General features: G+C 69.8%; 12 protein-coding genes. 8 read left to right on the forward strand and 4 right to left on the reverse strand.

Going from position 1 to position 12440, the window contains the following annotated elements; translation table 11 throughout:
• The first annotated feature begins 11 nt into the window (after positions 1 to 11).
• Positions 12 to 974: an outer-membrane lipoprotein carrier protein LolA gene (locus FV234_RS07630; RefSeq protein WP_147828613.1), complete on the forward strand. Its 963-nt coding sequence runs from the start codon at positions 12 to 14 to the stop codon at positions 972 to 974.
• A 157-nt stretch (positions 975 to 1131) separates the two neighbouring features.
• Complete coding sequence (locus FV234_RS07635) at positions 1132 to 1602, forward strand: cupin domain-containing protein (RefSeq protein ID WP_147828614.1); 471 nt, start codon at positions 1132 to 1134, stop codon at positions 1600 to 1602.
• Positions 1603 to 1758: 156 nt separating this feature from the next.
• Here the strand turns inward: FV234_RS07635 and FV234_RS07640 are convergent, their stop codons facing one another.
• Positions 1759 to 2478 carry a lysophospholipid acyltransferase family protein gene (locus tag FV234_RS07640; protein WP_147750962.1) on the reverse strand — a complete coding sequence of 240 codons (720 nt, stop codon included), beginning with the start codon at positions 2476 to 2478 and terminating at the stop codon, positions 1759 to 1761.
• A 175-nt stretch (positions 2479 to 2653) separates the two neighbouring features.
• On the opposite strand from FV234_RS07640, the gene xth reads away from it, so the two are divergent.
• On the forward strand, positions 2654 to 3463 hold the full coding sequence (gene xth / locus FV234_RS07645; protein ID WP_147828615.1) for an exodeoxyribonuclease III: 810 nt from the start codon (positions 2654 to 2656) through the stop codon (positions 3461 to 3463).
• Between the two features lie 208 nt (positions 3464 to 3671).
• Here xth and FV234_RS07650 read toward each other — a convergent pair whose 3' ends face one another.
• Together FV234_RS07650 and serA are read right to left on the reverse strand one after the other, a co-directional pair.
• The gene (locus FV234_RS07650) at positions 3672 to 5114 is read right to left on the reverse strand and encodes an amino acid permease (protein ID WP_147828616.1); all 1443 of its coding nucleotides are present in this window, start codon (positions 5112 to 5114) and stop codon (positions 3672 to 3674) included.
• 317 nt (positions 5115 to 5431) lie between these two features.
• Positions 5432 to 6679 carry a phosphoglycerate dehydrogenase gene (gene serA / locus FV234_RS07655; protein ID WP_147828641.1) on the reverse strand — a complete coding sequence of 416 codons (1248 nt, stop codon included), beginning with the start codon at positions 6677 to 6679 and terminating at the stop codon, positions 5432 to 5434.
• Between the two features lie 504 nt (positions 6680 to 7183).
• Here serA and rpsO point away from each other — a divergent pair.
• The 3 genes from rpsO to FV234_RS07670 all read left to right on the forward strand — a co-directional run bounded on the left by rpsO (position 7184) and on the right by FV234_RS07670 (position 10369).
• Positions 7184 to 7453, forward strand: a complete 270-nt coding sequence (rpsO, locus tag FV234_RS07660; protein WP_147750959.1) for a 30S ribosomal protein S15 — start codon at positions 7184 to 7186, stop codon at positions 7451 to 7453.
• A 312-nt stretch (positions 7454 to 7765) separates the two neighbouring features.
• Positions 7766 to 9985, forward strand: coding sequence for a polyribonucleotide nucleotidyltransferase (pnp, locus tag FV234_RS07665; protein WP_147750958.1), 2220 nt, complete (start codon positions 7766 to 7768; stop codon positions 9983 to 9985).
• Positions 9986 to 10147: 162 nt separating this feature from the next.
• On the forward strand, positions 10148 to 10369 hold the full coding sequence (locus FV234_RS07670; RefSeq protein ID WP_147750957.1) for a YgaP-like transmembrane domain: 222 nt from the start codon (positions 10148 to 10150) through the stop codon (positions 10367 to 10369).
• 79 nt (positions 10370 to 10448) lie between these two features.
• Here the strand turns inward: FV234_RS07670 and FV234_RS07675 are convergent, their stop codons facing one another.
• Positions 10449 to 10715 carry a GlsB/YeaQ/YmgE family stress response membrane protein gene (locus tag FV234_RS07675; RefSeq protein WP_147750956.1) on the reverse strand — a complete coding sequence of 89 codons (267 nt, stop codon included), beginning with the start codon at positions 10713 to 10715 and terminating at the stop codon, positions 10449 to 10451.
• Between the two features lie 225 nt (positions 10716 to 10940).
• On the opposite strand from FV234_RS07675, the gene FV234_RS07680 reads away from it, so the two are divergent.
• On the forward strand, positions 10941 to 11300 hold the full coding sequence (locus FV234_RS07680; RefSeq protein ID WP_147750955.1) for a RidA family protein: 360 nt from the start codon (positions 10941 to 10943) through the stop codon (positions 11298 to 11300).
• 56 nt (positions 11301 to 11356) lie between these two features.
• Complete coding sequence (locus FV234_RS07685; RefSeq protein ID WP_238272488.1) at positions 11357 to 12418, forward strand: polyamine ABC transporter substrate-binding protein; 1062 nt, start codon at positions 11357 to 11359, stop codon at positions 12416 to 12418.
• Positions 12419 to 12440: the final 22 nt, after the last annotated feature.

Here is a 12440-nt window from a genome sequence, read left to right on the forward strand (position 1 = left end):
GACGCCTGTCCATGCTCGGCCGCCGCACCCGACTTGCCGGATCGCTCTTCGCGCTCGCGGCCTGGATCGCCCCGGTCGCGCCGGCCGACGCGCAGGTCAGCAGCTTCCTCGACGGCCTGTTCGGCCGCAAGGAACAGCCGGCCCCGGCGCCAGAGCCGGAGGCGGCGCCGGCTCCCTCGCCGACGCCGGCCGCGCCGGCGAAGAAGACGGTCGCCAAGCCTGCGGCCAAGGATTCGACGAAGGACGCGACGAAGGAATCATCGAAGGACGCCAAGGCCCGCTCGGCCGAGAAGCCCGGTCCCGCCAAGCCGGTCGCGGGCAAGCCCTCCGCGGCGGACGCGAAGGTCGCCGCCGTCGGCGCGCCCGCCCCTGCCCCGGCCGGCGCCTCGGACGAGCCGCCGGACGCGGCCACCGTGCTGTCCCAGGCCAACGCCTACTTCAACGGCATGGGCACGCTCACCGGCTCGTTCATCCAGATCGCCGCGGACGGGCGGCGGATCGGCGGCAAGCTCACCATCGCGAAACCCGGCCGCCTGCGCTTCGACTACGACCCGCCCTCGCCGCTGGAGGTCGTGGCCGACGGCACCTCGGTGGCGGTGCGCGACCGCAAGCTCGCGACCCAGGATCTGTACTTCATCGCCCAGACGCCGCTAAAATTCCTGGTCCGCGAGAAAATCGACCTCGCCCGCGACCTCACCGTCACCGACGTGTCGAACGATCCGGGCGGCGTCCGCATCAGCCTGGAGGACCGCGCGACGCTGGGCGGCACCTCGAAGATCCAGCTGTTCTTCGACCCCGACGTGAAGGTGCTGAGCCAGTGGAGGATCACCGATCCGCAGGGCTACCTCACCACCGTGCAGCTCTCGAACCTGCAGCGGGGCAAGGCCGTCGACGGCAACCAGTTCTTCATCAATTACGGCCGTCCCGAGGACAAGGCGATGCAGGAGCGGATCAAGCAGTCGCAGACCCCGTGAGGTTTGGCGCGGCGAGGATTCCTTAACGCTCTCCGCATCGATCCGGGGACAGGCGCCTTGAAGCGTGGCGATTGCCGCCCAGCGCCGCCGCGGTGAACCCGCCGTCAACGCGCGCCGCCCGATCGTGCCCCTCGTTCGATTCGATCGGGGGTACGACATGGAAATCGCCAGGCTTCTCCACACCTTCGCAGGGCCCGTCGCCGCGTTCCTCGCGGTGGTGCCGGGCCTGCGCCGACCGGCCGGCCCGCCGCCGCCGGTGCTGGCCGGGCCGACGGTGACCAACGTCGACTTCCCCGCCGGCCGGCCGCCGGCCGCCGGCTACTGGCCCGAGCGGTCCTGCATCCTCTCCGGCCGCCCGGAGCAGACCGCGACCTACGTCTACGAGAGCCCCGACAAGCTGTTCGCCGCCGGCATCTGGACCTGCCGCCCGGGCAAGTTCCGCATCGACTTCGGCCGGGACGAGTTCATCCACCTGCTCGAAGGCGTCGTGATCGTCACCGACGCCGAGGGCACCGCGAAGAGCTACCGGGCCGGCGACGCCTTCGTCACACCGAAAGGTTTTTCCGGCACCTGGGACGTGATCGAGCCGGTGAAGAAGCACTTCACCTATTACGGCGCCGTCGACTGAAGCGCCTTACGCGGCTTGGGGATTCCAGCCAGGGCGGTCGCTGGAAGCCGCGTTCGCGGCTTCAGGGCGCGAAGAGCGCCCCGCGGAGCGGAAGCCCGAGCCCGCGGATGCGGGCGCCGGCGATTGAGGCCGCAATGAAAAACGGGGCAAGCGCTGTCAGGCGATTGCCCTGGGGCGCCAGCGATCGAGCTCGCTGTCGATCGCGCCCTCGGTGCCGCGCATGAACTCGGCCGCCGACAGGCCGGGCGCCAGGGGGGCGAGGTAGCTCACCGTCACGGTGCCGGCCCGCGTCGAGGACCCGGTCGGCCAGTACAGCCCGGAGTTGACCGCCACCGGCAGCACCGGCAGGCCGAGCCGCCCGTAAAGCAGCTCGACGCCGCGCTTGAACTGCAGCTTCTCCGCGATGGTGCCGCGGGTGCCCTCTGGGAAGATCAGCACCGAACGCCCGTCGGCCACCGCAGCGCGGCTCTCGTCGATCATCGTGCGCAGGGCCTGCGTGCCGTTGGCGCGGTCGATGATGATCATCGGCGAGCGGCGCAGGAACCAGCCGACCACGGGGATGGCGACGAGCTCGCGCTTGGCGATGATCGCCACGTCGGGCACCAGGATCAGGAAGGCCAGCGTCTCCCAGGCCGACTGGTGGTTGGCGACGATCAGGCAGGGCTCGTTCGGGATGCGCTCGCGCCCCTCCTCGACGTAGCGCAGGCCGCAGATCGTGCGGAGCCCGAACAGGATGCCGCGCGCCCACAGGCGCGTCGCCGCGCGGATCGGCCGGACCGGCGAGCCGGAAGCGGCCAGCACTGCGAGCGGCGCCAGGAACAGAGCGGTCCAGGCGGCCCAGTAGGCGTTGAACAGGACGGAGCGGATGCGCGGCAAGGGCGATGTCTCTGGCGTGTCGTCTAGCGGGGGGCGAGCGGTGGTCCGTGCGCGGACATACTCCGTCGTCCGGGGCTGAGCACGCCATTTCCGCGAGGCCCCCGGTCGCGGCGTCGATCGCACGGCCGAATCGCGCTATCCAGCCGCGTCCCCTCGAGAACCGCGAGCGTTTCCGTTGCGCCTCACCGTCACGTCCTGGAACATCAATTCGGTGCGCCTGCGCATCGACCTCGTGCTGCGCTTCCTCGCCGAGGCGAAGCCCGATGTGCTCTGCCTGCAGGAGACCAAGTGCCCGGACGACGCCTTCCCGCTGAAGGCCTTGCGCGGCTCCGGCTACGAGAACGTCGTCTTCGCCGGGCAGAAGGGCTACAACGGCGTCGCGATCCTCTCGCGGTTCCCGCTGATCACCCGCGACGTGATGAGCTTCTGCGAGCGCCAGGACGCGCGCCACATCTCGGCGGTGCTCGGCCCCGAGGCGGGTGCGGCCGCGGGCATCGCGTTGCACGATTTCTACGTGCCGGCCGGCGGCGACGTGCCCGACACCGCCCTCAACCCGAAATTCGCGCACAAGCTCGACTTCCTGCGCGACCTGCGCGCCTGGGGCGGGCGCCGGATGAAGGGGCCCGCGATCCTCGTCGGCGACCTCAACGTCGCGCCGCTTGAGCACGACGTCTGGTCGCACAAGCAACTCCTCGACGTGGTGAGCCACACGCCGGTCGAGACCGAGGCGCTCGAACTCCTGCGCAACGAGGTCGGCTGGGTCGACACCGCGCGGCTGCTGACCCCGCCGCCCGAGAAGATCTTCACGTGGTGGAGCTACCGCTCGCCCGACTGGGCGGCGGCCGACAAGGGCCGGCGACTCGACCACGCCTGGGTCTCGCCGGACCTGGCCGGCACCGTGCGCAAGGTCGACGTCGCGCGGGACGTCCGCGGCTGGGAGCGCCCGTCCGACCACGCGCCCGTGACGCTGACGCTGGAGCTCTGACCGGAACGCGGACGCGCTCGGCGCATTGCACCCTCACACGCTCGTGAAGAAGGTTCGCCGACCCCATGCGAAAGATCCTGCTCGCCTTCCTGCTGCCGAAGGTCGTCTCGTATCTCCGCCGCCGCTACGGCGGCGGGCAGACCCCGCACCGCCGCTCGTTCTGAGCCCCCGCACCCAGCCACGGGGGCATGCCCCCTGTGGTCCGGTTTCAGCCTGACGCCTGCGACGCGCCCGCCCTCACCCGGCGGGCGTTCTTGCGTCCGTAGCCCGCGTAGAGGGCGAGGCCGAGCGCGAGCCAGATTGCGAGGCGGATCCAGGTCTCGCCCGGCAGGCCCGCCATCAGCAGCAGGCACGACAGGATGCCGAGGCCGGCCACCAGCGTGACCGCCGGGACCCGGAACGGGCGCGGCCGGTCCGGCTCGGTCCGCCGCAGGATCAGGACCGCGGTGCAGACCAGCACGAAGGCGAACAGCGTGCCGATGCTGACGAGTTCGCCCAGCTCCTCGATCGGCACGAGGGCGGCGACCAGCGCGGTGAGCCCGCCGATCGTCGCCTGGCTCGACATCGGCGTGCGCGTCGTCGGGCTCACCCGTGCGAACAGGCGCGGCAGCAGGCCGTCGCGGGCCATGGCGTAGAACACCCGCGCCTGCCCGTAGAGCGCGGTCAGCGTCGCGGTGGTCAGCCCGACCAGGGCGCCGAGCTTGATCGCGACGCTGAAGCCGCCGAGCCCGATCGCGTCGATCGCCCTGGCGATCGGGTCGGCGACGTTCAGCGACCGGTACGGCACGAGGCCGGTGAGCACCGCGGCGACGGCCACGTAGAGCACGGTGCTCACCGCCAGCGACCCGAGCAGCCCGATCGGCGCGTCGCGCTGCGGATCACGGGTCTCGCCGGCGGCGGTCGAGACCGTCTCGAAGCCGATGAAGGCGAAGAACACCACGCCGGCCCCGCGCAGGATGCCGCTCCAGCCGAATTCCCCGAAGGTTCCGGTGTTCTCCGGGATGAACGGGTGCCACAGTTCCGGCTTCAGGTGCGCGGCGCCGACGCCGACGAAGCCGAGGATGATCGCGACCTTAAGGGCCACCATCGCAGCGTTGACCCACGAGGCCTCGCGGCTGCCCCGCATCAGCAGCGCCGTCAGCGCGATGACGATTCCCGCCGCCGGCAGGTTGACGAGGCCGCCTCCCCCGGGCGCTGCGGCGAGGACCGCGGGCAGGCGCAGGCCCACATCCGCCAGCAGGCTCTGCGCGTAGCCCGACCAGCCGACCGCGACGGTGGCCGCGGCGAAGGCGAATTCTAGGACGAGGTCCCAGCCGATGATCCAGGCGCAGAGCTCGCCGAGCGTCGCGTAGGTGTAGGCGTAGGTCGAGCCCGGCACCGGGATCATCGCGGCGAGTTCCGCGTAGCACAGCCCGACGAAGGCGCAGGCGATGCCGCCGGCCACGAACGACAGCGCCAGCGCCGGCCCGGCATATTGCGCGGCGGCCGTGCCCGTGAGGACGAAGATCCCCGCCCCGATCGTCGCGCCGAGGCCGATGCAGACCAGCCCGAACGCCGACAGGTCGCGGGCCAGTGCCGACCCTTGGTCGTCGTCATGCGCGGCGACGAGCGCGGCGACGGATTTCTTCGTGGCGAAGAGGCCGGTGCTCATGGGATGGTGTGGTCCGAACCCGCGGGCGATGCGCGAGGCTGCGGCAAGAGCCGCGCCAGCGATAGCCGCGTCGGGCAATGAATCTTCGCGCGCTCCGCGATCAGGCTTCGGCCGGCTGCGGAGGCGAGCGCGGGTTCCTTCTCCCAGGGGGAGAAGAACAGGATGAGGGGCGTGCCCTGTCCTGAGAGGTCACGCCCCTCACCCCAACCCTCTCCCCATGGGAGAGGGGGTCGCGCGGTGCTTCGAACGATCCATTCGGTGCTGTCATGCCGCGATGGACGTCAGTTCGAAGGCAGCGCGACGCGCGACCGCCCCCCTCAGCGCCGCTCGTACAGCAGCCGCGCGCGGATCGTGCCCGGGATCGCGCGGATCTCGGCGAGCAGGGTCTCGGCGTCGGCGTTGGTCGCGTCGGTCTCCAGCACCACGTAACCGACCTCGCCGTCGGTCTGGTAGAACTGGCCGGCGATGTTGATGCCGGCGCTGGAGAACACCGCGTTCAGGCGGTTAAGCATGCCGGGCAGGTTCTGCTGCACGTGGATGAAGCGGGCGCCGGTCGGCCGTGGCGGCAGCTGCACCTGCGGGAAATTCACCGCGCCGATGGTCGAGCCGATGTCGGAATAGTCCACGAGCTTGCGCGCGACCTCCGCGCCGATGCGCTCCTGCGCCTCCTCGGTGGAGCCGCCGACATGCGGGGTCAGGATCACGTTCTCAAGGCCCTGGAGCGGCGAGACGAAGCGCTCCTGGTTCGAGCCGGGCTCGACCGGGAACACGTCGACGGCGGCGCCCGCCAGGTGCCCGTCGCGGAGCGCGCGGGCGAGCGCGTCGAGGTCGACGACGGTGCCGCGGGAGTTGTTGATGAGGTACGCACCCGGCTTCATCGCCCGGATCTCGGCCTCGCCGATCATGTTGGCGGTGGCGTCGGTCTCGGGCACGTGCAGCGAGACCACGTCGCTCTGCGCGAGCAGGTCGGCGAGCGAGGCGGTCGGCTCGGTGTTGCCGTGGCGAAGCTTGTCGGTGTGGTCGTAGAAGACCACCCGCATGCCCATGGCCTCGGCCAGCGTCGAGAGCTGCGTGCCGATGTTGCCGTAGCCGACGATGCCCAGCGTCTTGCCGCGCACCTCGACGGAGCCCGTCGCCGACTTGTCCCACTGGCCCGCATGCGCCCCGACCGAGCGCGGCACGATTCGGCGCAGCAGCATCACGATCTCGCCGATGACGAGCTCGGCTACCGAGCGGGTGTTCGAGAACGGCGCGTTGAACACCGGCACGCCGCGGCGGCGGGCGGCGTCGAGGTCGACCTGGTTGGTGCCGACCGAGAAGCAGCCCACCGCGAGCAGCCGGTCGGCCGCGTCGAGGGCGGCCCCATCGAGCTGGGTGCGCGAGCGGATGCCGAGGATGTGGATGCCCTTCAGGGCCGCGTGCAGGGCGTCGCGGTCGAGCGCCTTCGGCAGGCGGACCAGGTTGGTGTAGCCCGCCGCCTGCATCAGGCCGACGGCGCTGTCGTTGATGCCTTCGAGCAGCAGCACCCGGATCTTGTCCTTCGGCAGGGACAGCCGTTCCGGCAGGACCAGCGTCTCGGGGGGCAGTTCGTGGTTCATGGTGCGATCGGTCATGTGGCGAGAGGCGCGTCGCGCCGCGTTGCGGCAGCGTTAGGAGCCGCAATGCCGCGAAGCAACGACGCATGGGGATGGCTGGGATGCATCCGCGCGCCGTTATATCCGGCCTGGGCCTGCGGCTCCGGGCGCGAAGAGCGCCCCGCGGAGCGAAAGCCTAAGCCCGCGGAGGCGGGCGCCGGCGACTGAAGCCGAAGGAGAATAAGGCAAGCGCTTTCGAGCGGTCGACCGCGTGCCCGCGCCGGGCTGGCGTCGGCGAGGGTTTCGTGTATGGTCCGCGCGGCCTCGGCCCGGCGACGGGCGGGGCCGAAACCGCTTGGGCCAACGACCCTGCTGGACGACATCCCGGCATCGGCCAAGATCCGAGCACGACCCGAGCCTGCCGACGCGCAGCCCTCCCGTTTCGGAGGGGCGACCGCACGGCACCTCCGAACACCTCACCTGAAAGGCACTGCGATGTCGATCTCGGCAGAGCGCAAGACCGCGCTCATCAAGGAATACGCGACCGTCGCCAAGGACACCGGCTCGCCGGAGGTCCAGGTGGCGATCCTCACCGAGCGGATCACCAACCTGACCGCCCACTTCAAGACCCACGGCAAGGACAACCATTCCCGCCGCGGCCTCCTGAAGATGGTCTCGCAGCGCCGCTCGCTGCTCGACTACGTGAAGCGTCGGGACGAGGCCCGCTACCGCGGCCTCATCGAGCGCCTCGGCATCCGCCGCTAAGCACTGCACGCGGTTCCGAGCCCGGCTCGGGACCGTTTTTCATGGAAAGCATTTTCGAGCGAGGCGGACACCGGCTCGCGTGAAGAAAATGCGACGACACACCGAGATGGGGTGTCTTTCGCGATCCGAGGATCGCGGAGGACGCTCCCGTACCTCGGGTGGCCGGAACGGGTCCGGCCCTCCGAGCAACGGGCGACTTCGAGGCGCGAACACCAGGGACAGGATCGCAGGGCACTCCGCCGCCGGAGTGTCCCGCCGTCTTGCCCCTGGCCGCGCCGGGTTCGCCCGCCGCACGATGGCAAGGAAAACAGAATGTTCGACGTACAACGTGAAGAGCTGATGTGGGGCGATCGCCGCCTCGTGCTGGAGACCGGCAAGGTCGCGCGCCAGGCCGACGGCTCGGTGATGGCCACCTACGGCGACACCTCGGTGCTCGCCACCGTCGTCTCCTCCAAGGAGCCGAAGGTCGGGATCGACTTCCTGCCGCTCACCGTGAACTATCAGGAGCGCGCCTACGCCGCCGGCCGCATCCCCGGCGGCTACTTCAAGCGCGAGGGCCGCCCGTCCGAGAAGGAGACCCTGGTCTCCCGCCTGATCGACCGCCCGATCCGCCCGCTCTTCATCGACGGCTGGCGCAACGACACCCAGGTCGTCGTGACCGTGCTCACCCACGACCTCGAGAACGATCCCGACATCCTGGCGATGGTCGCGGCCTCCGCGGCGCTGACCCTGTCGGGCGTGCCGTTCATGGGCCCGATCGGCGCCGCCCGCGTCGGCTACGCCAACGGCCAGTACGTGCTGAACCCGCCGGTCCCGGAGATGGACGGCGCGGTGCTCGACCTCGTCGTCGCCGGCACCACCGACGCGGTGCTGATGGTCGAGTCCGAGGCGAAGGAGCTCTCCGAGGAGATCATGCTCGGCGCCGTGATGTTCGGCCACAAGCACTTCCAGCCGGTGATCGAGGCGATCGTCCGCCTGGCCGAGAAGGCCGCCAAGGAGCCGCGCGCCTTCTCCCCGCCGGAGAACGCCGACGTCGAGGCCGCCGTGCTCGGCGTCTGCGAGTCGGAGCTGCGCGACGCCTACAAGATCACCGTCAAGCAGGAGCGCTACAAGGCCGTCGACGCCGTGAAGGCGAAGGTGGTCGCCGCGCTCTGCCCGGCTGAGGGCGAGCAGAAGTTCGCCCCCGAGAAGGTCAAGGCCGCCTTCAAGGAGGCGCAGTCGAAGGTGGTCCGCTGGAACATCCTCGACACCGGCTCGCGCATCGACGGCCGCGACGTGAAGACCGTCCGCCCGATCGAGAGTCAGGTCGGCGTGCTGCCCCGCGCCCACGGCTCGTCGCTGTTCACCCGCGGCGAGACGCAGGCGCTGGTCGTCGCGACGCTCGGCACCGGCGAGGACGAGCAGTACATCGACGCGCTGCAGGGGACCTACAAGGAGACCTTCCTGCTGCACTACAACTTCCCCCCCTACTCGGTGGGTGAGACCGGCCGCATGGGTTCGCCCGGCCGCCGCGAGATCGGCCACGGCAAGCTCGCCTGGCGCGCGATCCACCCGGTGCTGCCGCCGGCCCACGAGTTCCCGTATACGATCCGCGTCGTGTCCGAGATCACCGAGTCGAACGGCTCGTCCTCGATGGCCTCGGTCTGCGGCGGCTCGCTGTCGCTGATGGATGCGGGCGTTCCGCTGCGCCGTCCCGTCGCCGGCATCGCCATGGGCCTCATCCTCGAGGGCGAGCGCTACGCGGTGCTCTCCGACATCCTCGGCGACGAGGACCACCTCGGCGACATGGACTTCAAGGTGGCCGGCACGGACGAGGGCATCACCTCGCTCCAGATGGACATCAAGATCGCCGGCATCACCGAGGAGATCATGCGGGTCGCCCTCGACCAGGCCCGCGACGGCCGCGCCCACATCCTCGTGGAGATGGCCAAGGCGCTGACCGCCGCCCGCCCCGAGCTCGGCGAGTACGCGCCGCGCATCGAGACCATGCAGATCCCCACCGACAAGATCCGGGAAGTGATCGGCACCGGCGGCAAGGTGATCCGCGAGATCGTCGAGAAGACCGGCGCCAAGATCAACATCGACGATTCCGGCACGGTGAAGATCGCGTCGGCCGACGGCAAGGCGATCAAGGCGGCCTACAACTGGATCCGCTCGATCGTGGCGGAAGCCGAGCCGGGCATGATCTACGAGGGCACCGTCGTGAAGACGATGGAGTTCGGCGCCTTCGTGAACTTCTTCGGCGCCAAGGACGGCCTCGTCCACATCTCGGAGCTCGCCGCCCAGCGGGTCGCCAAGGTGACGGACGTCGTCTCCGAGGGCCAGAAGGTCAAGGTCAAGTTCCTCGGCCAGGACGACCGCGGCAAGATCCGCCTCTCGATGAAGGTCGTCGACCAGGAGACCGGCGAGGACCTCACCGAGAAGCTCAAGGCAGAGCGCGCCGAGCGCGGCGAGCCCGAGCGCGAGGAGCGGGCCCCGCGCGAGCGGAGCGAGCGCAGCAGCCGCGGCGAGCGTCGCAACGCCAACGACTGATCGTCTGGACTCGAGTCCTGGCGGAGAAGACGGCGCGGTCCCCTAGGGGGCCGCGCCTTTTTCGTGGCGGTTCCGGCGCGGCGGCAAACGACACGGCTTGAGGAACGGCGGCGTTCGCAAGGCGTTCGATCCGCGAACCCCAACAGGAGTGCAGTCGATTCCATGGCCAACGACATGATCCACGACATCTTCAGCGGCGAGCCGAACCTCAGCACCACGGAGCGCGCGGTCTCGGTGGCGCTCGGCCTCGGCATCGCGGCGGCCGCCGCGCAGCCGCGCCCGAACAAGTGGCTGAGCCTCGCCGCCCTCGTCGTCGGCGTCGGCCTGGCGCTGCGCGGCGCCACCGGCCATTGCGCGATGAAGGCGGTCTCCGACCGGCTCTGAGCTTCGACGAAGCGAGACGAAAAAGGGGGCGCCTCGCGGCGCCCCCTTTTTTTGGTCGGTCGTCTAAGTGAACTGGACCTCAGAGCGTCGTGGTGCGGCCGCGGCTGGCGACGAAGCCGTAGATGGCGAGCACGACGATCGCGCCGACGACCGCGCCGATGAAGCCTGCGCCCTGGTTCGGGCCGTACCAGCCGAGCGCCTGACCGAGGAAGGTCGCGACGAAGGCGCCGACGATGCCGAGGATGGTGGTCAGAATGAAGCCCGCGGGCTCGTTCGAACCGGGCATGATGAACTTGGCGACGACACCGGCGAGAAAACCGATGATGATGGTCCAGAGAATACCCATGACGAACCCCTTGGCGACGTGACGCCTGACGATGTGACGCCGCTTATCCGATGACGCGACGCTAGAACGGACGTGAAACGCACGGTCGGCTTCGTGGGTTGCGACGGATTGGCCGCGATCGGACCTTTTTCCATGCCTTCTCTGGCTCGATCGCCGGCGCGGCGCCCCTTTACCTGGCTGGCGCCGGGCGGCAGAAGCGGTCCGAACCGCAGCTGAGGACAGGGCATGACGATCGAACGCTTCGAGCCGGGCGCACGGATGGCGCAGGGCGTCGCCTACGGCGACACGGTGTACCTCGCGGGCCAGGTCGCGGCCGACACGGTCGGCACCGGCGTCACCGCGCAGACGCAGCAGATTCTGGGACAGATCGACCGGTTGCTGTCAGATGCCGGCAGCGACAAGGAGCGCATCCTGATGGCGACGATCTACCTGGCCGACATCGGGACCTTCGCCGAGATGAACGCGGCCTGGGACGCCTGGGTGTCGAAGGAAAACCCGCCCGGCCGCGCGACCGTCGAGGCCAAGCTCGCCGGACCGGAATACCTCGTCGAGATCGTCGTCGTCGCCGCCCGCTCGGGCAAGTGAAGGGCGCCGCGATGCGGATGGTCCGGTGCGCCCGCGCGATCCTGCTCGCGGGATTGATGCTCGCGGGCGGTCCGGCGCTGGCGGCCGGCCCCGAGCGGGTCGTCAACATCTACAACTGGTCGGACTACGTCGACCCGAAGGTGCTCGAGGCCTTCACCCGCGAGACCGGGATCAAGGTCGTCTACGACACCTACGACAACAACGAGATCCTCGAGACGAAGCTGCTCGCCGGCAAGTCGGGCTACGACGTGGTCGTGCCCTCGGGGCCGTTCCTGCAGCGGCTGATCAAGGCCGGCGCGTTCCTGCCCCTCGACAAGGCCAAGCTCAAGAACCTCGGAAACGCCTGGCCGGAGATCGCCGGGCGGCTGGCTGCCTACGATCCCGGCAACGCCTACGCCGTCGACTACATGTGGGGCACCACCGGGCTCGGGCTCAACCTCGGGCTGGTGCGCGAGCGCCTGGGCACGAACGCCGCCCTCAACAGCTGGAACCTCGTCCTCAACCCGGCCTCGGCGAACAAGCTGAAGGATTGCGGGATCATGATGCTCGACAGCCCCGAGGACCTGATCCCGAGCATGCTGCCGACCTTCGGCCTGAAGAGCGATTCGAAGCGCTGGGACGACATCACCCAGGTCACCGACGCGCTGTTCAAGGTGCGCGGCACGGTGCGGAAGTTCCACTCGTCGGAGTACATCCAGTCGCTCGCCAACGGCGACCTCTGCGTCGCGGTCGGCTATTCCGGCGACGTGCTGCAGGCGAAGAAGCGGGCCGACGAGGCCAAGAACGGCGTCGAGATCGCCTACCTCATCCCGAAGGAAGGCACGCTGATGTGGTTCGACGCCTTCGCGATTCCGAAGGACGCCGCCCACCCTGCCGAGGCGCTGAGCTTCATCGACTACATGCTGCGGCCAGAGGTGGCGGCGGCCAACACCAACTTCGTCTCCTACGCCAGCGGCAACCTGCCCGCGAAGGCGTTCGTGAAGCCCGAGATCCTCTCCAATCCCGGCATCTACCCCGACGAGGCGACGATGCAGCGCCTCTCGGTCAACACCGCCTGGGACGACCGCACCCAGCGTTTCGTCACGCGAGCCTGGACGCGGGTGCGCACGGGCAAATGATGCGTGCGCCGGGCATGAAAAA

This window comes from Methylobacterium sp. WL8 (assembly GCF_008040045.1).
Taxonomy (GTDB): domain Bacteria; phylum Pseudomonadota; class Alphaproteobacteria; order Rhizobiales; family Beijerinckiaceae; genus Methylobacterium; species Methylobacterium cerastii.